Below are 21,513 nucleotides of genomic sequence, written 5' to 3'. Positions count from 1 at the left end.
CCTGTCCTCCCTGGTTTGTCGGGGGTCAGCGCGTCAGCGCGTGGTCGGTGCGGAATCCGGTCGTCTCGCCGTCGCCGTAGCCGGGGCGCGGCTGGCCGACCATCGCGTGGTACTTGCTGAAGATCTCGTCGGCCTCGGCCAGCGGAAGCACCTGCTCGATGTCGTCGAACGGCTCGCAGTTCGTGCGGTCGGCGACCATGCGGCGGATCACCTCGTACCCCTCGCCGCGGTGGGCCATGACCATCCCGTTCACCTTGGGCAGCCGCTCGGCCGCGAAGGCCTCGAGCGCCTCGGCCGGGTCGTCCATGGTGGCGAGCTTCTCCGCGAGGACCGCGCCGTCGACGATCGCCTGGCACGCGCCGTTGCCGCCGCGCGGGTACATCGCGTGGGCGGCGTCGCCCACCAGCACCACGCGGCCGTCGGTCCAGCGCTCCAGCGGATCGTGCCGGATCAGGGGGAACAGGTACACCTCGCGGGCGTCGCGCAGCATCTGCTGCACGTCGAGGAACGGCAGCTTCACGGTGTCGAAGAGCGGCACGATCTCGGCGACGTCGCCGACGGCGTTCCAGTCCTCGACCGTCTGGTCCCGCTCGCGCTCCACCACCCAGTTCACGAGCGTCTTGCCCGTGCCCTCGAAGTCGTCGGCGATCGGGTAGACGATCATCGTCGCGATCTGCGGGGCGCCGATGTGCAGGATCGTGTGGCCGTCGCGGTACGGCTCCATCAGCGTGGTGCCGCGGTACATCGTGATGCCGGAGTAGTGCGGATCGGCGCTCTCGGGGTGCATCTGCCGGCGCACCACGGAGTTGATGCCGTCGGCCGCGACCACCACGTCGGCGCGCACCTGGCCGCGGGTGCCGTCCGCGTGCTCGACGTCGAGCGTGACGCCGTCGCCGTCCTGCGTGTAGCCGAGGGTGCGCACTCCCTGCACGACGGCGTCCGCCCCCAACCGCTCGAGGACCGTGCGGTACAGCAGCATCTGCAGATAGCCGCGGTGCACGAAGCGCTGCTCGTGCAGGTAGCCCATGTGCACGCCGCACAGCTCGGCGTAGATCTCCTGGCCGTGGTTGTTGTAGAAGATCGACTCGCGGGCGTCCACCGAGATGGCCCGGAACTCCTCGAGCAGGTCGAGCTCCTCGAGCTCCTTGGTGCCGTATACCTTGACGTCGATGCCGACGCCGAGCGGCCGGAGCTCCGGCACGGTCTCGTAGATGCGGGGGCGGAAACCGCGCTGGTGCAGTCGCAGCGCGGCCGCCAGGCCCGCCGGGCCAGCGCCGATGATGGCGATGTCGAGCTGGGGGTCGGGCATGTGGTCCTCGTTCTCTCGGTCGTCGCGGTCGACGTCGGTCGCGACGGGTCGTGGAGCGTCAGGCGTCGGCCGGGCGCAGGTCGGGGAACAGCTCCCGCAGGAACCTGGTGGTCGCGGCCCACGCGCGCTCGGCGCTGCGGGGCTGGTACGCGACGACGGACGGGTTCGGAGAGAACCGCGCCCGTAGGCTCGTGAACGCGTGCACGGTGCCGCCGTAGAGGTCGAGCTCCCAGTCGACGCCGGCTCCGGTCAGCGATCCCTGGAGCGTGGCGCGCTGGTCGGCGGTCGCCATCGGGTCGTCCGCGCCGGTGCACAGCAGCACGCGCGACGTCGGGTCGCACGCGCTCCAGCCGGCGGCGGGGTCGAGCAGGTCGAGGCCGGCGTGGACGGCGACGGCTCCCCGCAGGTCACCGCCCGTGCGCAGGTGCTCGAGCACGGAGGACCCACCAAAGCAGTAGCCGAGCGCGGCCAGCGCGTCGCCGTCCACCTCGGGCTGCGCGACCGCGGCCTCGTGGGCAGCGGCGACGCGCGCGACCCACCGGGGCCGGTCGGCCACCATGCCGCCGATGAGCGGCCCGATCTCGGGCTCGGCCGTCGGCCGGGTGCGGTCGCCCCACACGTCCGCGGCGAAGACGGCCAGGCCGAGCCGGGCGAGGCGCCGGGCGATCGTCAGCATGTCGTCGCCCAGCCCGAAGGCGTCGTGGACGAGCAGGACGGCGGGGCCCGGCGTGGCCCGGTCGGGCGCGCACAGGTGCCCGACCATCCGGGTGCCGTCGTGGGTGTACTCGACGTCGCGCGAGACCAGGTCTCCCATGAGCCGCCTTCCGTGTGCTGTGGGGGTCGAGGAGGTCGCGGACCGGGACGGCGCGGGTGAAATCCCCGGCGACGTCGCCGGGGCGTGAACCCTCGCTCGACGGTGAAGCGTGCGCCGATCGTAGGGACACTTCGTACACGATTTCAAGTGTGGAGCTGCATGAGGATCTTGACCCGGGTCGCGATCAGTGCTGTTCTGGGGCCACACAAGGCCAGAGGAGACGACCGGGGAGACGGGGTCGTGAGACCACGACCGCCGAGCAGGGTTGATCAGCCCTCCCCGATCTGCATATGATTTCGGACACGATCCGGCCAATCGGCCCGGTCGTTGGCGAAGCACACCGAGGTGCTCAGGAACGACCGCGAGGGAGCAGCCCACGACATGACCGTCGTCGACATCAACATCCACCACCTGCCCGAGGATCTCTTCACGAACCCGAAGATCCTGGGCGGCTTCCTGAACAGCGCCCCGCGCGGGTTCGGCGAGATCGCCCGCGTCGAGACCATGGAGAGCGGCAAGAAGCACCTCATCCTCGAGAAGCCGGCCGGCCACCAGAACCTCAACTACGTCGAGGGCGACTACTCGGCCGAGGCGAAGCTCGCGGCCATGGACGACGCCGGCGTCGACTACGGCATCATGCGCGTGCCGGTGTGGCAGGAATGGCTGGACCTCGAGACCTGCAAGGCGGTCAACGACAACGCGGCCGACATCGTCAAGCGGTCGAACGGGCGCCTGTTCTTCACCGCCTGCGTGCCGCCGTGGGGCGGCAAGGAGAACATCGACGAGCTCAAGCGCTGCATCGACCTCGGCGCCGTCGGAGTCCAGGTCTCGTGCCACTACGGCCAGCTCTACCTGGACGACCCGGTCTTCGAGCCGTACTTCCGGGAGATCGAGAAGCTCGACATCCCGGTCATCGCGCACCACACGCCGCTGCCCGTCGAGTGGCGCTCGGTGGTCGACTACACGAACCTGCGGCGCGAGTACGGCCGCATCGTCGACCAGGCCACCGCCGTCGGGCGCGAGCTGTTCAGCGGAATGTTCGACCGCATGCCCGGCCTGCGGTTCGTCCACACCATGTTCGGCGGCAACTGGTTCGCCAACCAGGCGCTGCTCACGCCGCACGCGTCGAACAAGAAGGAGTCGCTCACCCGGCTCGACCCGACCGGCGGCGACAAGATCCAGCGCTACCTGGACAACAACCTCTTCTTCGACATGACCCACCCCCACTCGTGGGGCAAGGACCAGGTGGAGGCCGCGGTCAAGATCAACGGCGCGGACCACCTGCTGTTCGGCTCCTCGTTCCCCGTGTTCTACGGCTGGATGAGCCAGGGAGTCGAGTTCGTCAAGAACGAGCTGGAGGTCAGCGACGGGGACCGCGAACTCATGCTCTCGGGCAACGCCGTCCGCCTGTTCGACCTCCCGATCTAGGCCCGCTTTCCCCTCACCGTGCATGCCGGCGCAAGGAGGCGCCCCCATCATGTCGAAGACGACATCGTTCCTCGTGCGGAGCCTGGCCTCCGCGACGATCCTCACGCTCGCCCTCAGCGCCTGCACGGCCTCGACCGGCGAGGCGGACGGGGACGGCGCCACCGCGAGCGCCGGCAGCGGCACGGTCGCGGGCTCCGTCCTGCGGGTCAACTGGGGCGGGTTCCCGGAGAGCTGGGCGCCGGGTGCCGAGATGGAGGCCGGCTTCCTGCGCGTGCCGTACGAGAACCTGGTCGCGCTCGGTGACGACGGGGAGATCGAGCCCGTCCTCGCGACGAAGTGGGAGCAGACCGACGCCGCCCTGACGCTCACGCTGCGCGAGGGGGTCACGTTCCACGACGGCACGCCGTTCGACGCCGACGCCGTCAAGGTGAGCCTCGAGACCGTGCAAGGCACCCCCGGCCCGTACGCGGGGCCGTTCCAGGTGATCGAGTCGATCGACGTCGTGGACGAGCACACCGTGAAGCTCAACCTCGTCGAGCCGACCCCGTCGCTGCTCACGACCCTCACGACTCGCGCCGCGCCGATGGCGAGCCCGAAGGCGATCGAGGCGGGCACCATCGCGCAGGTCCCGGTCGGGACGGGGCCGTGGGCGTACGACGAGGCCGCGTCGGTGCCGGGCACGCGCCTGGTCTTCGGCCCCGCGGAGGACTACTGGGGCGACCCGGTGGGCTTCGAGACGGTGCAGATCGTGGCGATCCCCGAGGACAACTCCGCCACGGCGGCGCTGGCCAACGGTGAGATCGACCTCACCGACACGGAGACGAGCCAGTTCAGCACCATCGACGGCACCCCCGGCGTCGACCGGCTGTCGTACCCGGCCATCCGGAACAACCCGATGTTCTTCGACCGGGGGCCCGGTGGGATGTTCGAGGACGTCGCCGTGCGACAGGCTGCCTGCACCGCCATCGACACCGAGGTGCTGGCCGAGCTGGAGCCGGACTGGACGGTGCGCACCCAGCACTTCGCCGAGGGCGAGCAGGGCTACAACCCCGACATCGCCGGGTACACGCACGACGCCGCCGAGGCGCAGAAGCTCTACGACTCCGCCGGCAACCCGCCGGTCGACGCCGAGATGCTCGCCACCGTGTTCAACGAGAACCAGATGAAGATCTACGCCGAGCAGATGGGCGAGATCGGCATGAAGGTCAGCGTGCAGAGCGCGCCGCCGCCGCAGTACTTCTCGGAGTGGAACAGCGGCAAGTACCCGCTGGGCCTCGGCGGCAACGACGAGCTGACGCCGTTCGACTGGTACCAGGCGTGGTTCGCCGCCGACGCGCCGGGCAACCCGTCGGGCGTCGAGAGCGACGAGCTCAAGGCCGCCGCGGACGCGGCGATCGCGGCCGGCACCGGCGACGAGGCCGGCGCCCTGTGGGCCGAGGTCACGAAGATCATCTCCGAGGAGGCCCTCACCTGCGCCCACGTGGCCGGCGAGGAGCTGCTCGCCTGGAACACCACCACCGTGACCGGCGTCGAGGCGCCCACCCAGCCGTGGGAGACGAACCTCGTGAACTTCCGCGCCCTGCGCCCAGCCAACTGATGGGGAAGCTCGTCGCCTACCGGCTGCTGTTCGCCGTCCCGCAGCTGGTGATCATCTCGATCCTGGTGTTCTCCCTGACGTACCTGGTGCCCGGCAGCCCCGCCGCCGCGATGCTCGGCACGTCGGCCACACCTGAGGCGATCGCGCAGGTCGAGGCTCAGCTGGGCCTCGACCGGCCGCCGGTCGAACGGTTCGTCGAGTGGTTCGGCGCGCTGTTCTCCGGCGACCTGGGCAGCTCGTTCCGCGCGGGCATGCCCGTGACCGACCTCCTGGCCCAGCGCCTCCCCGCAACCCTGTCGGTGGTGCTGGGCGGCATGGTCGTCGCGCTGGTGCTCGGGGTGGGGGCCGGCGTCTTCACCGGCACCCGCCCCGGCACCCTGGCCGACCGCCTGGTCACCGGCGGTACGGTGCTCGGCCTCGCCATCCCCGAGTTCTGGCTCGGCCTGCTGCTGACCACGGTCTTCGCCGTGCAGCTCGGCTGGATCCCGATCGTCGCCTGGACGCCGCTCACGGCCGACCCGCTCGCCTGGCTGCAGGGCATCGTGCTCCCGTCGCTCGCCCTGGGCGTGACGGGCGGGGCGATCATCGCCCGCCAGACGCGTGCTGCCGTCGTCACCTCGATGGCCGCGCCCTACGCGGACACGCTCACCGCGGCGGGCATCTCCCGCCGCCTGCAGATCACCCGCTACGGAGTGAAGAACGCCCTCGTGCCGGTGCTCGCCTCGACGGGCGTCACGTTCGCCATCCTCATCGGCGTCAGCTTCGTCGTCGAGAAGGTGTTCGCCCTGCCCGGGCTCGGCAGCCTCATGCTCACCAGCGTCATCGGGCAGGACTTCCCTGTCGTGCAGGGTGTCGTGCTCATCACCGCCGTCCTGGTGATCGTCGTCAACCTCGTCCTCGACATCAGCTACGGCCTGATCAATCCTCAAGCGAGGCCCCAGTGAGCAACGCCGTCACCGTCGGCCCGCCCGCAGACCAGCCGCCCCCCGGCACGCAGGCACGCAGCGCCGGGCAGGCGTGGCGTCGCCTGCGCGGCCAGCCCTCGACGCTCTTCGCGGTCGTCGTGCTGGCCGTCCTCGTGGTCGTCGCGCTCGCCGCGCCGCTGCTCGCCCCCTACGCGCCGGAGGCGACCGACTTCGACGCCCCCCTGTCCGGCCCGACGGCGGCGCACCTGCTCGGCACGGACGACCTAGGGCAGGACCTGCTCAGCCAGGTGATCTACGGCGCCCGGACGGCGCTGCTGGTGGCGGGCGGCTCGGTGCTGCTCGCGATGCTCATCGGCGTCCCGATCGGGCTGGTGCTCGGCTTCAAGGGCGGCTGGTACGACCGGGTCGGCTCGCGCGGCCTCGACATCGCGGACGCGCTGCCGGGCCTCATGGTCGGGTTCGTGGTCATCGCGATCCTCGGGCGCGGGATGGCGGTGCTGATCCTCGCGATCGGCCTCGTGTTCTGCATGAACTTCGCCCGCATGACCCGTGCCATCACGCTCACCGAGCGCAAGAAGCTGTACGTCGAGTCGGCGCAGGTCTCGGGGTTACGCCAACGTCAGATCGTCTTCGGCCAGGTGCTGCCCAACCTGGCCGGGCCGCTGGCCGTGCAGGGCGCCGTCTTCCTCGGGTCGGCGATCAAGGTCGAGGCGGCGCTGTCGTTCCTCGGCCTCGGGCTCGGCGACGACCAGCCGTCGTGGGGCGGCATGCTCGGCGTCGCCGCCGAGCACCAGGCCGACCACGCCTTCATGGCCGTGGCCCCGGGCGTCGCGATCGTCCTCACCGTGCTCGCGTTCAACCTGCTGGGCGACGGCATCAACGACGCGCTCTCCGGCCGCCGCAAGTCGCTGCGCCGCACCGCCGTCCTCGGCCGGGTCCTGCCGCCGGTGGTCTCGACAGGCTCGACCGACGATTCGCCGGTTGAGCCTGTCGAAACCAAGCCCGTCGAGGCCCGGGTTTCGACAAGCTCAACCAGCGGGCCGACAACCTCAACCAGCGACACCGCGGTCCTCGACGTGCGCGGCGCGACCATCGTCGCCGACCGCCCGGACGGCACCACCGTGACGCTGGTGCACGACGTGTCGCTGCGCGTGGCGCGCGGCGAGATCCTCGGCCTCCTCGGGGAGTCCGGCTCCGGCAAGTCGATGCTGGCGAAGGCGATCCTGGGGCTGCTGCCGCCGGGGGTGCGCCTCGCCGCGGGGTCGATCCGCCTGAACGGCACGGAGCTCACCGGGTGCTCCGAGCGTGAGCTGCGCACGGTGCGCGGCACGGGCATCGGCGTCGTGCTGCAGAACCCGCAGGCCAACCTCTCCCCCGTGCACACGGTCGGCCGCCAGCTCGTCGACGTGCTGCGGGCGCACCACCCGCTGACGAAGGCGCAGGCGCGGGCGCGGGCCGCCGAGCTGCTCGACCTCGTAGGCGTCGACGAGGCGCGCCGCCGCCTGGGCCAGTACCCGTACCAGTTCTCGGGCGGGATGGCGCAGCGCGTGGCGATCGCCATCGCCCTGGCGGGCGAGCCGGACCTGCTCCTCCTCGACGAGGCGACGTCCGCCCTCGACGTCACCACGCAGAGCCAGGTGCTCGACCTCGTGCTCGACCTGCGGGAGCGGCTCGGCATGGCGATCGTCAACATCACGCACGACCTGGGCGTCGCGGCCGAGACGTGCGACCGCGTGGCCGTGCTCTACCGCGGCGAGCTGATCGAGGTGGACGACGTCGTGTCCCTCTTCGACCGCCCCAACCACCCGTACACGGCGGCGCTGCTCGCCGCGCACCCGACGGCGGACCACGACGTGGAAGTGATCGCGTGAACGACTCCCAGCAGCCCCTGCTCGACGTCCGCGACCTGCGCGTGGACTACGACGTCGCGGGCGCCGCGGGGTGGCGCCGGCGCACCCTCACGGTGGTCAAGGGCATCAGCTTCACCATCGCACCGGGCGAGACGTACGGCCTGGTGGGCGAGTCCGGCTCGGGCAAGAGCACCACCGGGCGGGCGATCCTGCGCCTCGCCGACGTCAGCGGCGGCGCGGTCCTCGTCGACGGCCAGGACGTCGCCGCGCTGGGCCGGCGCACGCCCCTGTCGTACCGGCGCGACGTGCAGGCGGTGTACCAGGACCCGGGCGACTCGCTGAACCCGCGCCACCACGTGGGCCGCGCCGTGACCGAGACGCTCGCCCGACACGGCCTCGGAACCCGCGAGGAGCGACGACGGCGCGCCGTCGAGGCGTTCGAGCAGGTGGGCCTCACCGCGGCGCACCTGTCGCGCTACCCGTCGGAGCTGTCGGGCGGCCAGCTGCAGCGCGTCGCCATCGCGCGGGCGCTGGTGCTCGAGCCGCGGCTCGTGGTGTGCGACGAGGCCGTGAGCGCGCTCGACCTGTCCACGCAGGCCCAGATCATCTCCCTGCTCATGGAGCTGCAGGCCTCGAACGGCGTCAGCTACCTGTTCATCACGCACGACCTCGGCGTCGTGCGGCACGTCTCCCACCGCGTCGGCGTGCTGCGCCGCGGGGAGCTCGTGGAGCAGGGCGAGACCCGGCGCGTGCTCGACGCGCCGCAGCACGAGTACACGAAGGCGCTGCTCGCGGCCAGTCCCGCCTCGCACCCGGACGGCCGCGAGCAGCGCCGGGCCGAGCGCGCCGCGCGCCGCGCCGCAACCGCCCAGGAGGCAGCAGCATGACCGACGAGCACCTCGACGACTTCTTCTCCACGGCCCGCGTGACGGGCCGCGACGCGGAGGTGACGTTCGCCGAGGACACCTACCGCGACCACCTCTACAACCTCGACGACTCCGTGCTGGCGAAGTGGCGCGGCCTCGGCTACGCGGAGTTCTCGGCACGCAAGCGGGAGCCCGGCTTCGTGCAGGAGCTGCTGGCGTCGTGGCGGGCGCTGTACGACGAGCCGTTCGTCGGCATCACCACCGACGGCGCCGTGCGCGACGTGCACCGCCTGCGGCCCGTGACGCCCGCCGACCCCGAGCCGGCCCGCGCGGCCGAGCGCCTGCTGGGCCTGCTCGACGACGACCAGCGCGTCACGTTCGCCCACGAGCTCGGTGCGCCCGAGTGGCGGGCGTGGAGCAACCCGGAGTTCGTCATCCACGAGGTCGGGCTCCGCCTGGAGGAGCTGGGTGCCGAGGCGGTCGACGCCGTGCTCGCCATGATCGAGGCATCGCTGAGCCCCGCGGGCTACGAGCGCGTGCGCGAGGCCATGGAGCTCAACGCGTTCCTCGGCGACCTCACCGACCTGCCCGGCCTGATGAACGAGAGCAGCTACTGGGTCTCGCTCTTCGGCGAGCCCTCGCCCGACGGCGCCTGGGGGTGGCAGCTCTTCGGCCACCACGTGGCCGTCCACTTCGTCTCCGTGGCCGGGCGGCACGTCGTCGCTCCGGTGTTCCTCGGCGCCGAGCCCGCGGAGTCCGACGGCGCCCGGCCGCCCCTGTTCGCCGCGCGGCAGAAGCTGGCGCTCGAGCTCGCGTCGTCGTGGACCCCCGCCCAGCGCGCCGAGGCCGTGGTCTACGAGTCCGTGCTGGACCCGGCGATGCCCGAGGGTCGGCTGCACCCGGCGGACGAGCGGCACGTCGCCGGCGCCTTCCGCGACAACCGCGTGGTGCCGTACGAGGGCATCCGAGCGTCCGAGCTCACCGACGAGCAGTGGGGCGTGGTGCGCGCCGTCGTCGAGGACTTCCACCTGCTGCTCGCCGCGCCGCAGCGAGAGCTCACGCTGGACGACGTGGACGCGTACCGCGACGAGACGCACGTCTCCTGGTACGGCGCCACCGACGGGACGCAGCCGTTCTACCTGCGCATCCACAGCCCCGTGGTCCTCGCCGAGCTGGACCACCACGCGGGCGTGTGGCTGGGCAACCAGCTACCCGCCCGGTTCCACGTGCACACCACGCTGCGCCTGCCGAACGGCAACGACTACGGCCGCGCGTACGTGGCCCAGCTCGCCGACTGACGCTGGTCGAGCTTGTCGAGACCACCCGCTGGTTTCGACAGGCTCAACCGGCGGCGTTCTCGCGCTCGAGCTGTGCCTCGTGCTCCGCGATCGCGATGACGGTATTGAGCTCGTGCCGGCGCGCGGCAGTCTCGATCATCTCCGGGTCGGCGCCGCCCTCGATGAGGTCGACGAGGCCGTCGTGCTCGGCGAGCGAGGCGTACGCGCGGCCCGGGGCGTACCAGAACGCCGAGCGGCGGATGAGCTCGAGCCGGGTCCACTCGTCCTCGACGAGCCCGGCGAGGCGCTCGTCGTCGCACCGCGAGCACAGCAGCTGGTGGAACTCGCGGTTGAGCGCGCCGAACCGGGCCGGCTCGAAGTTCGCCAGCGCCTCCGCCATCTGCTTGTTGAGCGTGCGGGCCCGCTCCAGGTCCTCGGCGGACAGGTGCGGCGCGGACAGCGCGGTCGCGTAGCCCTCAAGGCGGGCCAGGAGCTGCATCGTGCGCTCCCACGACCCGGTGTCGAACGTCTTCACGACGGCGCCGGCGTGGCGCACGATGTCCACCCAACCCTCGGCCTCGAGTCGCCGCAGCGATTCCCGCCAGGGCACGGAGCTGATCCCGTAGTCGCGCACGAGCTGGTCGATCACCAGGCGATGGCCGGGCCCGAACGTGCCCTGCATGATGCCCTGGCGCAGGATCTCGTAGCACTGATCCGCCTTGCTTGCCGCCACGGCCACAGCTGCCTCCTCGGAGTGGGTGCGCGGTACCCCTCCGCGTCGTCGCGGAGGCGGGTCGGCACCGTCGTCAATCGTCGGAGGAATCATATCGAAGATCGCACATGATTCATGCTGGTCCGGCGGTGATCGTGTCGAGCAGCCGCGCGACCTTCGGGTCACGACCGGCGGCGCCCGGGCGGGTGAGGACGAGGGCGCGCAGGCCGGCCGGGTCGGGCTCGAGCCGCCGGACGGCGAGGTCGAACCGCCCGAGGCTCGCACGGTCGGGGTCGGGGAGGATCGCCCGGGCGGCGCCCGCCTCGATCAGCGGGATCCCCGACTGGATCGTCTCGACGGTGCGGACGGCGGCGGGGGTGACGCCGTACCGGCGCAGCGCCGCCTCCACCGCCTCCGGCAGGCTCGGCACCGCCGCGGTGCGCCGCGGCAGCAGCAGCACCTCGCCGTCGAACGCGTGCAGCGACAACGGCTCGTCCGGGTCGGCACCGGCGTCCACGCACTCGGGAGGCAGCGCGGCGACGAGTGGCACCTCGCCCCAGTCGACGACGTCCAGGACGCCGCGGTGGCGGGCCACGAACCGGCGCGGGTCGGCGACCATCACCGCGGCGAGGTCCACCGTGCGCTGCTGCAGCATGTCGATCGCCGTCCACGGCGGCGGGTCCACGAGCCGCACCTCGACGTCGGGCGCCACCTCGGCATGCGCCCGCAGCAGCACCGGCAGCCGGTGCCACATGAGCACGGGCACGGCCGCCACCGTGAGAGAGCCGGCCGTCCCGGCGCCGAACCGCCCGAGGGCCGCGGTCATGTCGTCGATCTCGCCCAGCACGCGCGACGACGCGTCCAGCAGGTAGCGGCCCGCGCTGGTGGGCTCCACGCCACGCGAGGTGCGCACCAGCAGCCGGACGCCGACGTCCGCCTCGAGCTGGGAGATGGCGACGCTCAGCGGCGGCTGCGAGATGTGTAGCCGAGCCGCGGCCGCGGTGATCGACCCGGCCTCGACCACGGCGGTGAAGTACCGCAGATGACGCAGTTCCATAGCCCCGATGATAGGCACCACCCTCCGCCATACCTCTGCCCTATGCCTGCGAGAGGACATCGGTAGTACTCCCGCGGCACCCCCGCTGCCAGACTCCGAAGATGCTCCCCACCACCAACCCCGCCCCCCCGTTCACCATCACGCGGGCCAGCCACGTGGCGCTCGGCGTCACCGACCTCGAGGCCAGCCGCGACTTCTACCGCGACGTCATCGGGCTCGTCGTGACCGAGGAGACCGACGACGCGGTCTACCTGCGCGGCCTGGAGGAGGACGCCCACCACAGCCTCGTGCTCGAGCGCGCCGCGGAGGCCAGGGCGCTGTGCGTCGGGCTGCGCGTGCGCACCGACGCCGACGTCGCCGCCGCCGAGCGACACTTCGCCGCCACCGGCGTCGAGCACGAGCGCGTGGAGCGGGACCACCAGGGCCCCACCCTGCGGTTCCGCGACGCCGTCGGCACCCACATGGAGATCACGTCCTCGATGGACCTGGTGCCGCGCAAGATGGCGGACTTCCACGACTTCACCGCCGGGGCGCCGCAGCGGCTCGACCACTTCCAGGCCGTGACGCACGACGTGCAGGCCGCCACCGACTTCTGGACCGGGCTCGGGATGCGGATGTCGGAGTACACGGCTGAGTATTCGGAAGCAGCCGGCACGGACGAGCTGTGGGGCACCTGGATGGAGGTGAAGGGCAACACGCACGACCTCGTCTTCACCAACGGCCGCGGCCCGCGCCTGCACCACTTCGCGTACACCGTGCCCGATGCCGCCTCGCTGATCCACGCGGCCGACGTCACCGGCTCCCTCGGCTTCGGCCAGGAGATCGACCGCGGGCCGGGGCGGCACGGCATCAGCAACGCGCTGTTCCTCTACGTGCGGGACCCGGACCAGCACCGCATCGAGCTCTTCACCACGCACTACCAGTTCATCGACCTCGAGAGCGAGCCGCTGCGCTGGGACGTGAGCAACCCGCGTCGTGCCCAGCAGTGGGGGATGCCGGCGTCGGAGCGGTGGTTCTTCGAGGCCAGCGAATTCCCCGGCCAGCCGGTGCTGGAGCCGCTGCTGCAGGCCACCCCGCCCACGCTCGAGGCCTACCTGGGCCTGCACTGATGCGCGACGGCGGCCCGCTCTCCGGCGATCCCGGGCCGGGGGCCCCGGCCGGGGCCTTCCGCGCCGCCCTCGCCGCGGCGCACCGCCCCCTCGCCGGGCTGTGGGTATCCAGCGGCAGCCCGCTCGTCGCAGAGATCTGCGCCGACGCCGGGCTGGACTGGTTGCTGATCGACACGGAGCACGACCAGCACGGCCCGCGGTCGGTGCTCGCCCAGCTCCGTGCGGTGCAGGGCTATCCCGTGACGCCGGTCGTGCGCGTGCCTGCCGGCGACCGCGCGACGCTCCGGCGGGTGCTCGACCTCGGAACGCGGGACGTCGTCGTGCCCGTCGGCTCCGCCGCCGACGCCCGGGCGGCCGCCGAGGCCGTGCGGGCATCGCGCAGTGTCGGGACCTTAGTCGTGCAGGTCGAGAGCGTCGAGGCCGCCGCCGCGGCGGCGGAGATCGCCGCCGTCGAGGGTGTGGACGGCGTGTTCCTCGACCCGTCCGACCTCGCCGCGTCCATGGGGCTGCTCGGCCGGCAGGCGCACCCGGACGTCGTCGCGGCCGTGCTGCGCGCCGTCGACGCCGTCCGCGCCGTCGACGCCGTCCGCGGCGCCGGCGTCCCCGTGGGCGTCGTCGCCTTCGACCCCGACGTCGCGGACTCGTACCTGGCGGCCGGCGCGTCGTTCGCCCTCGTCGGCGCCGACGTCACGCTGCTCTCGCAGGGGACGGCGGCGCTCGCCGCCCGCTTCGGTCGCGCCGAGGTAGTCCGAGATCCCGCGAGGTAGTCCAGGATCCCGCGAGATAGTCCGAAAATCGCCGAGGTAGTTCGATTCTCGGCGAGGTAGTTCGATTCTCGGCAAGGTAGTGCGCTACCTCGCGGCCTCGCGAACTACCTCGGCGATTTTCGGACTACCTCGCGGACAGGGGGAGCCGGTTGAGACCGCCGGACTACCTCGCGGGATCTCGGACTACCTCGCGGGTAAGGTCTGACCACTGCCTGCATCGATGGAGGACCTGCCGTGCCCGAGAACGCCCTCGACGCCGTCGTCGACCTCGACGTCCCCGGCCCCACCATCAGCCGGCACCTGTACGGCCACTTCGCCGAGCACCTGGGCCGGTGCGTGTACGAGGGCTTCTGGGTGGGTGAGGACTCCGACATCCCGAACGTGGGTGGCATCCGCACCGACGTGGTCGAGGCGCTGCGCGAGCTGCAGATCCCCAACCTGCGGTGGCCCGGCGGCTGCTTCGCCGACACCTACCACTGGCGCGACGGCGTGGGCCCGACGGCGGACCGGCCGCGCATCGTCAACACCCACTGGGGCGACGTGGTGGAGGACAACTCCTTCGGCACGCACGAGTTCATGGCGCTGTGCGAGCTGCTCGGCACCGCCCCGTACGTGTCGGGCAACGTCGGCTCGGGCACGGTGCAGGAGACCGCCGACTGGGTCGAGTACCTGACCCGCGGCGACGACTCCCCCATGGCCCGCCTGCGCCGGGAGCACGGCCGCGACGAGCCGTGGGGCGTCGCGTTCTTCGGCATCGGCAACGAGCCGTGGGGCTGCGGCGGCAACCTGCGGGCCGACCAGTTCGCCTCGCTGGCCCGGCAGCACGCGACGTACGCGCGCGACCACGGCGGCAACCGCCTGGTGCGGGTGGCCGCGGGCGCGTCGGACGACGACTACGCGTGGACCGAGACGCTCATGCAGCAGGTCGCGACGCTCGGTGACGCCGACCCGCGCGACCTGTGGCAGGCCGTGTCGTTCCACTTCTACACGTTCGCCGGCACGTGGGGCGAGAAGGGCTCCGCGACGCGGTTCAGCCGCGACGAGTACTGGGCCACCATGCGGAAGGCCCTCGACGTACGGCGCATCCTCGCCGGGCACTCCGCCGTCATGGACGCCTACGACCCGCAGGCCAAGATCGCCCTCGCGCTCGACGAGTGGGGCACCTGGTGGGACGTGGAGCCCGGCACCAACCCCGGGTTCCTGTACCAGCAGAACGCGATGCGCGACGCCCTGGTCGCGACGGTGCACTTCGACGCCTTCCACGACCACGCCCGCCGGCTGCGCCTGGCGAACATCGCCCAGACGGTGAACGTGCTGCAGTCCATGCTCCTCACCGACGGCACGAAGATGATCAAGACGCCCACGTTCCACGCCTTCGCGATGAGCGCCGGGCACCACGACGCCGCGAGCCTGCCGGTCCGCGAGCGCGCGGCGCGGGCCACGCACGACGTCGACGGGATGCCCGTGGGCACGGTGTCGGCCTCGGCGTCCACGAAGGACGGCGCGGTGCTGGTGTCGCTGACGAACCTCGACCCGGACGCCGCCTCGACGGTGCGGATCGACCTGCGCGGGCAGGCGGTGAGCGACCCCGTCGCCACGGTGCTCGCCGCCGACGACCCGGCCTCGCACAACACGTTCGACGCGCCCGACGCCGTCACGCCACGCGCGCTCGACGGCGTGCGCCTGACCGGCGGCGTGCTGACCGCCGAGCTGCCGCCCGCGTCGTTCGCGACGGTGCGTCTCACCCTCGCTGGTTGAGCTTGTCGAAACCATCGGCCTGTCTGCCCTGTGGTCGCATGCTTGGCCGCGGCGTGTCGGCCCAGTAAGTCGGCCAGATGACCGGGTGTGGCGAGACGCGAATTCCCGTCGACCGACGGCCCGGCGCCCGCGAGACTCCGAGGATGACGATCACGCGCCGCAACCCCGCCGGCCTCCACGCCACGCCCGGCTACCACCACGTCACCGTTGTCGAGGCGGGCCGTACCGCGTACCTGGCGGGCCAGTGCCCGCTCGCCGCCGACGGACGGCTGGTCGGCGCCGGCGATCTGGGCGCCCAGGTCGACCAGGTTGTCACCAACGCACTGCTCGCGCTCGACGCCGCAGGCGCCGCACCGAGGGACGTCGTGCGGTCCGTCGTCTACGTGCGCAGCGACGAGCAGTCGGAACTGGGCGCCGTGTGGCAGCGCCTGTCCGGCTCGCCGCTGGCCCCGGCGCTCACCTCGGCCAGCACCCTGCTGGGCGTGGCGCAGCTCGGCTTCGCCGGGCAGCTCGTCGAGGTGGACCTGACCGCCGCTCTCCCGCCGGAGGCGTGAGTGCGGTCGTCCCGGCGTCAGCGGCCCAGCACCTCGCGCTCGTGACCCTTCGACGGGCTCAGGACGACGCCTCGGGCCGGAGGTCCAGGCGGCGCAGGAGCTGCGCGTTGAGGGCCACCACCACGGTGGACAGCGACATGAGCAGGGCGCCCACCGACATGGGCAGCACGAACCCGATCGGCGCGAGGACGCCCGCGGCGAGCGGCACGCTGATCAAGTTGTACCCGGCGGCCCACCAGAGGTTCTGCTTCATCTTGCGGTAGCTGGCGCGGGACAGCTCGATGACCGACAGCACGGACCGGGGGTCGTCGCTGGCGAGGATGACGCCCGCCGACGCGATGGCGACGTCGGTGCCGGCGCCGATCGCGATGCCGACGTCGGCCTGGGCGAGCGCCGGGGCGTCGTTGACACCGTCGCCGACCATCGCGACCTTGCGGCCCTCCGCCTGCAGCTCGGCGACGCGGGCCGACTTGTCCTCCGGGCGCACGCCCGCGAAGTACCGGTCGATGCCGAGCTCGCGCGCCACGGACCGGGCCACGGCCTCGGCGTCGCCGGTGATCATCACCACCTGCACGCCCCGCCGCTGCAGCGCCTCGACCGCCTCGGCGGACTCCGGCCGCACCTCGTCCGCAAGCTTCAGCCCGCCGACGACGACGCCGTCGCGCACCACGTGCAGCACGGTCGCGCCGTCGTCCTCCGCCGGTTGAGCCACCCCCGCCGGTCGAGCCTGTCGAGACCCGGTTTCGACAGGCTCAACCAGCGACTCGACCGACAGCGACTCGAGCAGCCGCGGCCCGCCGACGCACACCTCGTGGCCGTCGACGGTGGCAGTCACGCCCACGGCCGGCGACGACGAGAAGTCGGCTGCGCGGGGCACGGCCAGCCCGCGGTCGGCCGCGGCCCGCACGATCGCCTTGGCGAGCGGGTGCTCGCTGTCCGCCTCGGCCGCGGCGGCGAGCGCCAGCACGGCGTCGGCGTCCAGCCCGCCCGCGGCGCCGTCGGCGGCGACGACGTCGGACACGGTCGGCTCGCCCTTGGTCAGGGTGCCGGTCTTGTCGAACAGGACGGCGTCGACGGTGCGCATGCTCTCGAGCGCGAGCCGGTCCTTGACCAGCACTCCCCCGCGGGCGGCGCGCTCGGTCGCGATCGAGACGACGAGCGGGATGGCCAGTCCGAGCGCGTGCGGGCAGGCGATGACGAGCACGGTGATGGTGCGCACGACGGCGTCGTCCGGCATGCCGAGCGCGGTCCACGCGATCGCGGTGATCACGGCGGCGCCGAGGGCGAACCAGAACAGCCAGCCGGCGGCGACGTCCGCCAGGCGCTGGGCCCGGGACGACGACGCCTGCGCCTCGGCGACGAGCCGCTGGATGCCGGCGAGCGCGGTGTCGTCGCCGGTGGCCGTCACCTCGACCCGCAGGCCGGAGTCGGTGGCGACCGTGCCGGCGGTGACGGCGTCCCCCGCGGCGCGGGCCACGGTGCGCGACTCGCCCGTCACCATCGACTCGTCCATCTCGGCGCGGCCGTCGACCACTCGGCCGTCCGCGGGCACGCTCGCGCCCGGGCGGACGACGACGACGTCGCCCACGCGGAGGTCTGACGGCGCGACGGTGACGACCTGCTCCCCGTCCGGCCGGTGCTCGACGCGCTCGGCCTCGTCGGGCAGCAGCGCAGCGAGCGAGTCGAGCGCGGAGGTGGTCTGGGCGAGCGAGCGCATCTCGACCCAGTGCCCCAGCAGCATGATCACGACCAGCAGCGCCAGCTCCCACCAGAAGTCGAGCTGGCGGTCGAGGACGCCGAGGCTCGCGCCGAGCGACGCGACGAACGCGACCGTGATGGCCAGCCCGATGAGCAGCATCATCCCGGGCTTGCGGGCCTTGAGCTCCGACACCGCGCCCGTGAGGAACGGGCGGCCGCCCCACACATAGATGACCGTGCCGAGCACCGGCGAGACCCACGACACCCACGTCGCGCCGGGCAGGTCGTAGCCGAGCACCATCGCGAACATCGGTGACAGCGCGACGGTCGGCACCGCCAGAACCAGCATGATCCAGAACAGCCGGCGGAACTGGCCTACGTGATCGCCGTGGCCCGCGTGCGCGTCGTGCCCGGCGTGCTGGTCGTGGCCGGCGTGCGCATCGTGACCGGCGTGCTGGTCGTGACCCGCGTGCGCGTCGTGCTCAGCGTGCTGGTTCTCCGCCATCATGCCCGTCCGCCTCTCGCCGCGCATACCCCTATGGGGTATCGATGCTGCATAAGCTATACCTCCAGAGGGTATTCCGCAATGGGGGACACGGACGCCGGTCAGACACGGGTTCCGACGGCTCGCAGCGCCTCCCGGGCATGATCGCAAGATGCCCATGCCCACGCGACACGGAGCGACGAGGAGCCCGATGACCGACGTCCCCGACCCGGACCGACTCACCCCCAGCAGCCGCGAGGACCTCACCAACGTCATCTTCCTCAAGAACCAGGTGACATCGCCGTTCCTCGAGGTCGGGGAGTACACCTACTACGACGACGAGGGCACCCGCCCGCCGTTCGAGCAGGCGAACGTGCACTACCTCTACGGCCCGCAGCGGCTCGTCATCGGCCGCTTCACGACCATCGCCCCGGGCGCGGCCTTCTTCATGCCGGGCGGCAACCACCCGATGGCGGGCCCGTCGACGTACCCGTTCACCATGTTCGGCGGCGCATGGGCCGACGCGACGCTCGACGCGTTCCTCGCCATCGAGCAGCCCGGCGACACCGTGATCGGCAACGACGTCTGGATCGGCCGCGAGGCGACGATCCTGCCTGGCGTCACGATCGGGGACGGCGCCGTGATCGGCGCGCGCGCCGTCGTGACCAAGGGCGTCGGCCCTTACGAGGTCGTCGCCGGCAACCCGGCGCGAGTCGTGCGCACCCGGTTCGACGACGAGGACGTCGAGCGGCTGCTGCGCGTGCGCTGGTGGGACTGGCCCGTCGAGCGCATCACCGCCCACGCGGCGACGATCATGGCGGGCACGCCCACCGAGCTGGAGCGGCGGGCCGACGCACCCTGATCGTCGGCCATCGACACCTGCCGAACATGCAGCTGCGCGCGACATCCGACGTCATACCGCGCGCCATCGCATGTTCGGCAGTGAGGCGGGAACAATCCCGCGGGGCCCGACGTTGCGCGGTGGTCTCCCGTACAACGTACGAATCGAGGTCCAGTGCCCCAGCCCGCACCGCAGGTCTCCACCACCACCACCGTGACCGCCGCCGACGCCGTCGGCAGCGCGATGGAAGAGGAGCAGCTCGTCCTCGACGCCGCCTGGCAGCGGCGCAGAACCCTCCTCGACGAGCTCGAGACCACCCTGGCCTCCGCCCGCCCGGACGACGCCACCGGCGCCGCCCGGATCGGCCGGCTGCGCGGCCGGCGGGCGGAGCTGCGGCACGCCGACCAGGGGCTCGTCTTCGGGCGCATCGACGGCGACGACGGCAGCGTGCGGCACCTCGGCCGCGTCGGCCTGCCTGGCGCCACGGAGGACGACGAGCCCCTGGTGGTCGACTGGCGCGCGGCCGTGGCGCGCCCGTTCTACACGGCCACGCCCGTGGACCCGCAGGGCGTGCGTCGCCGGCGGCACGTGCGCACCCGAGGGCGCTCGGTGGTCGGCGTCGACGACGAGCCGCTCGACGGCGGCCTGGACGACTCGGGCCTCGTCGGGGAGGGCGCGCTGCTCGCCGCGCTCGACGAGCGCCGCACCGGGCGAATGGGTACCGCCGTCGCGACCCTGCAGCGGGAGCAGGACGACGTGGTGCGCGCCGACGCCCGCACGCCGCTGGTGGTACAGGGCGGCCCGGGCACCGGCAAGACGGTGGTGGCGCTGCACCGGGTCGCGTACCTGCTGTTCGCGCACCCGCACCTGGCCGAGCGCGGGGTGCTCGTGCTCGGGCCGTCGAAGCGGTTCCTCGACTACATCGCCCAGGTGCTGCCGGCGCTCGGCGAGTCGGCCGTCGTCTCCGCCACCTGCGACACGCTGGTGCCCGGCGTCCGGCCCACCCGCGCTGAGTCCCGCGACGTCGCCGAGATCAAGGGCCGGTCCCTCTGGCTGCCCGTGCTGCGCCGGTTCGTGTCGTCGCTCGAGCCCGCCGACGGCGCGCTCACCCTCGTGCTCGACGGCGAGGAGTACGTGCTGTCCGCGGCACAGACGGACGCCGCCCGGCGGGCCGCGGCCGGCTCGGGCTCGTACCACCACTCCCGCGAACGCGTGATGGACCGGGTGCACGACCTGCTCACCGACGCGGTGGCGGACCACCAGGCCGAGCTGCTCGCCCGGGCGGAGGAAGGGTTCGAGGACGTGCTCGGACGACTCGACGCCAGGCTCGCCGCCTCGGACGACCGCGCGGCCGCCACGGGTGCTACCGGGTCCGACGTCGATGGAGTGCTCTCCGACGACGACCTCGAGGCGCTGCGCGCGCGCATCGCCGTCGACCCGGGCGTCGCCGCGACCCTCGACGCCTGGTGGCCCCGTCGCGACCCCGCCGCGGAGCTCGCCGACCTGCTGCACGACGCCGACCTGCTGAGCACCCACGCACCCGAGCTCACCGACGCCGAGGTGGCGCACGTCGCCGGTGAGCCGGCCGACGACGGCTGGGCCGGCAGCGACGTCCCGCTCCTCGACGCCCTCGCCGACCTCCTCGGCTCCCCCGACCACGACGCCCGCCACGGCGGGCACGACGGCGGGCACGACGGCGCGTTCGTCGCCGGGCGCGCGGCGGCCACGCGGGACTGGACGTACGGGCACGTCGTGGTGGACGAGGCGCAGGAGCTGTCCGGGATGCAGTGGCACATGGTGGTGCGCCGCTGCCCCACCCGGTCGGTCACCGCCGTCGGCGACATCGACCAGGCCTCGTCCGCGCACCGGCAGACCGACTGGGGCGAGGCCGTGGGCGACGCCCTCGGCGACCGCTGGCGGCGGGCCGACCTGACCATCTGCTACCGCACGCCGCGCGAGGTCATGGAGCTGACCGGCCCGGTACTGCGGCGGGCCGGCAGCCGCAACGACCCGCCGCGCGCCGTCCGGTCCGCCGCGGTCGCGCCGTGGCGCCGGGAGGCGGACGAGAGCGGCTGGACGCACACCGTGACGGCCGCCGTCGCCGAGCTCGGCGACCGGTACGACGGCGGCACGGTGGGCGTGGTCGCCCCCCTGACCAGGCTCGACGCACTCCGCGCCGCGCTGCCGGCCGGCATCCCCGCGATGTCCGCGACCGACGCGAAGGGCCTGGAGTGGGACGCGGCCGTCGTCGTCGACCCCGACGGCATCGCCGCCGAGCCACGCGGCTGGAACGGCCTGTACGTGGCACTGACCCGCTGCACGCAAGAGCTGGGCCAGGTCACCATCGCTGGTTGAGCCTGTCGTGATCGCTGGTTGAGCCTGTCGAAACCGGGTTTCGACAGGCTCAACCAGCGGGAGCTAGCTCAACCAGCGGGAGCTAGCTCAACCAGCGAGGGGATAGCCTCT

General features: G+C 72.6%; 17 protein-coding genes. 12 read left to right on the top strand and 5 right to left on the bottom strand.

Going from position 1 to position 21,513, the window contains the following annotated elements:
* Positions 1 to 25: 25 nt before the first annotated feature.
* On the bottom strand, positions 26 to 1,309 hold the full coding sequence (locus tag AC1C2W_RS16220) for an FAD-dependent monooxygenase (protein ID WP_495390555.1): 1,284 nt from the start codon (positions 1,307 to 1,309) through the stop codon (positions 26 to 28).
* A 58-nt stretch (positions 1,310 to 1,367) separates the two neighbouring features.
* Positions 1,368 to 2,123 (bottom strand): dienelactone hydrolase family protein, encoded by a 756-nt coding sequence (locus tag AC1C2W_RS16215; RefSeq protein WP_495413689.1) that lies wholly within the window; start codon positions 2,121 to 2,123, stop codon positions 1,368 to 1,370.
* A 381-nt stretch (positions 2,124 to 2,504) separates the two neighbouring features.
* Between AC1C2W_RS16215 and AC1C2W_RS16210 the strand changes: the two genes are divergently transcribed.
* Genes AC1C2W_RS16210 through AC1C2W_RS16185 form a run of 6 tightly spaced genes read left to right on the top strand, consistent with a single transcriptional unit; the run spans position 2,505 to position 10,088 of the window.
* Complete coding sequence (locus tag AC1C2W_RS16210; RefSeq protein ID WP_495413688.1) at positions 2,505 to 3,551, top strand: amidohydrolase family protein; 1,047 nt, start codon at positions 2,505 to 2,507, stop codon at positions 3,549 to 3,551.
* Positions 3,552 to 3,600: 49 nt separating this feature from the next.
* Complete coding sequence (locus tag AC1C2W_RS16205; RefSeq protein ID WP_495413687.1) at positions 3,601 to 5,148, top strand: ABC transporter substrate-binding protein; 1,548 nt, start codon at positions 3,601 to 3,603, stop codon at positions 5,146 to 5,148.
* On the top strand, positions 5,148 to 6,092 hold the full coding sequence (locus AC1C2W_RS16200; protein WP_495390551.1) for an ABC transporter permease: 945 nt from the start codon (positions 5,148 to 5,150) through the stop codon (positions 6,090 to 6,092). The genes AC1C2W_RS16205 and AC1C2W_RS16200 overlap by 1 nt, the downstream gene beginning before the upstream one ends.
* Complete coding sequence (locus tag AC1C2W_RS16195) at positions 6,089 to 7,945, top strand: dipeptide/oligopeptide/nickel ABC transporter permease/ATP-binding protein (protein WP_495413686.1); 1,857 nt, start codon at positions 6,089 to 6,091, stop codon at positions 7,943 to 7,945. Before AC1C2W_RS16200 ends, AC1C2W_RS16195 begins: the two co-directional genes overlap by 4 nt.
* The gene (locus tag AC1C2W_RS16190) at positions 7,942 to 8,811 is read left to right on the top strand and encodes an ATP-binding cassette domain-containing protein (protein ID WP_495413685.1); all 870 of its coding nucleotides are present in this window, start codon (positions 7,942 to 7,944) and stop codon (positions 8,809 to 8,811) included. Before AC1C2W_RS16195 ends, AC1C2W_RS16190 begins: the two co-directional genes overlap by 4 nt.
* Positions 8,808 to 10,088: a DUF3500 domain-containing protein gene (locus tag AC1C2W_RS16185; protein WP_495413684.1), complete on the top strand. Its 1,281-nt coding sequence runs from the start codon at positions 8,808 to 8,810 to the stop codon at positions 10,086 to 10,088. The genes AC1C2W_RS16190 and AC1C2W_RS16185 overlap by 4 nt, the downstream gene beginning before the upstream one ends.
* Before the next feature lie 43 nt (positions 10,089 to 10,131).
* Here AC1C2W_RS16185 and AC1C2W_RS16180 read toward each other — a convergent pair whose 3' ends face one another.
* Positions 10,132 to 10,806 carry a GntR family transcriptional regulator gene (locus AC1C2W_RS16180; protein ID WP_495413683.1) on the bottom strand — a complete coding sequence of 225 codons (675 nt, stop codon included), beginning with the start codon at positions 10,804 to 10,806 and terminating at the stop codon, positions 10,132 to 10,134.
* A 106-nt stretch (positions 10,807 to 10,912) separates the two neighbouring features.
* Positions 10,913 to 11,836 carry a LysR family transcriptional regulator gene (locus AC1C2W_RS16175; RefSeq protein ID WP_495390546.1) on the bottom strand — a complete coding sequence of 308 codons (924 nt, stop codon included), beginning with the start codon at positions 11,834 to 11,836 and terminating at the stop codon, positions 10,913 to 10,915.
* Positions 11,837 to 11,937: 101 nt separating this feature from the next.
* Between AC1C2W_RS16175 and hpaD the strand changes: the two genes are divergently transcribed.
* The 4 genes from hpaD (at position 11,938) to AC1C2W_RS16155 (ending at position 16,024) form a co-directional block, all read left to right on the top strand.
* The gene (gene hpaD / locus AC1C2W_RS16170) at positions 11,938 to 12,945 is read left to right on the top strand and encodes a 3,4-dihydroxyphenylacetate 2,3-dioxygenase (RefSeq protein WP_495390545.1); all 1,008 of its coding nucleotides are present in this window, start codon (positions 11,938 to 11,940) and stop codon (positions 12,943 to 12,945) included.
* Complete coding sequence (locus tag AC1C2W_RS16165) at positions 12,945 to 13,712, top strand: aldolase/citrate lyase family protein (RefSeq protein ID WP_495413682.1); 768 nt, start codon at positions 12,945 to 12,947, stop codon at positions 13,710 to 13,712. Before hpaD ends, AC1C2W_RS16165 begins: the two co-directional genes overlap by 1 nt.
* 234 nt (positions 13,713 to 13,946) lie before the next feature.
* Entirely contained in the window at positions 13,947 to 15,470 is a 1,524-nt protein-coding gene (locus AC1C2W_RS16160) for an alpha-N-arabinofuranosidase (RefSeq protein WP_495413681.1), read from the top strand.
* Positions 15,471 to 15,613: 143 nt separating this feature from the next.
* On the top strand, positions 15,614 to 16,024 hold the full coding sequence (locus tag AC1C2W_RS16155; RefSeq protein WP_495390542.1) for a Rid family hydrolase: 411 nt from the start codon (positions 15,614 to 15,616) through the stop codon (positions 16,022 to 16,024).
* Between the two features lie 58 nt (positions 16,025 to 16,082).
* Here AC1C2W_RS16155 and AC1C2W_RS16150 read toward each other — a convergent pair whose 3' ends face one another.
* Entirely contained in the window at positions 16,083 to 18,230 is a 2,148-nt protein-coding gene (locus tag AC1C2W_RS16150; protein ID WP_495413680.1) for a heavy metal translocating P-type ATPase, read from the bottom strand.
* Between the two features lie 187 nt (positions 18,231 to 18,417).
* Between AC1C2W_RS16150 and AC1C2W_RS16145 the strand changes: the two genes are divergently transcribed.
* Positions 18,418 to 19,068: a CatB-related O-acetyltransferase gene (locus AC1C2W_RS16145; protein WP_495390540.1), complete on the top strand. Its 651-nt coding sequence runs from the start codon at positions 18,418 to 18,420 to the stop codon at positions 19,066 to 19,068.
* Positions 19,069 to 19,221: 153 nt separating this feature from the next.
* Positions 19,222 to 21,402 carry a HelD family protein gene (locus AC1C2W_RS16140; protein ID WP_495413679.1) on the top strand — a complete coding sequence of 727 codons (2,181 nt, stop codon included), beginning with the start codon at positions 19,222 to 19,224 and terminating at the stop codon, positions 21,400 to 21,402.
* The last annotated feature ends 111 nt before the right edge of the window (positions 21,403 to 21,513 follow it).

The organism is Isoptericola sp. Y581, assembly GCF_059445475.1.
This window is presented reverse-complemented; position numbering and strand designations above follow the sequence as displayed.

Excerpts from the sequence above, each read along its gene's own strand:
- AC1C2W_RS16220 (WP_495390555.1), bottom strand. The coding sequence starts at position 1,309 with ATGCCCGACCCCCAGCTCGACATCGCCATCATCGGCGCTGGCCCGGCG.
- AC1C2W_RS16215 (WP_495413689.1), bottom strand. The coding sequence starts at position 2,123 with ATGGGAGACCTGGTCTCGCGCGACGTCGAGTACACCCACGACGGCACC.
- AC1C2W_RS16210 (WP_495413688.1), top strand. The coding sequence starts at position 2,505 with ATGACCGTCGTCGACATCAACATCCACCACCTGCCCGAGGATCTCTTC.
- AC1C2W_RS16205 (WP_495413687.1), top strand. The coding sequence starts at position 3,601 with ATGTCGAAGACGACATCGTTCCTCGTGCGGAGCCTGGCCTCCGCGACG.
- AC1C2W_RS16200 (WP_495390551.1), top strand. The coding sequence starts at position 5,148 with ATGGGGAAGCTCGTCGCCTACCGGCTGCTGTTCGCCGTCCCGCAGCTG.
- AC1C2W_RS16185 (WP_495413684.1), top strand. The coding sequence starts at position 8,808 with ATGACCGACGAGCACCTCGACGACTTCTTCTCCACGGCCCGCGTGACG.
- AC1C2W_RS16175 (WP_495390546.1), bottom strand. The coding sequence starts at position 11,836 with ATGGAACTGCGTCATCTGCGGTACTTCACCGCCGTGGTCGAGGCCGGG.
- hpaD (WP_495390545.1), top strand. The coding sequence starts at position 11,938 with ATGCTCCCCACCACCAACCCCGCCCCCCCGTTCACCATCACGCGGGCC.
- AC1C2W_RS16165 (WP_495413682.1), top strand. The coding sequence starts at position 12,945 with ATGCGCGACGGCGGCCCGCTCTCCGGCGATCCCGGGCCGGGGGCCCCG.
- AC1C2W_RS16155 (WP_495390542.1), top strand. The coding sequence starts at position 15,614 with ATGACGATCACGCGCCGCAACCCCGCCGGCCTCCACGCCACGCCCGGC.
- AC1C2W_RS16150 (WP_495413680.1), bottom strand. The coding sequence starts at position 18,230 with ATGATGGCGGAGAACCAGCACGCTGAGCACGACGCGCACGCGGGTCAC.
- AC1C2W_RS16145 (WP_495390540.1), top strand. The coding sequence starts at position 18,418 with ATGACCGACGTCCCCGACCCGGACCGACTCACCCCCAGCAGCCGCGAG.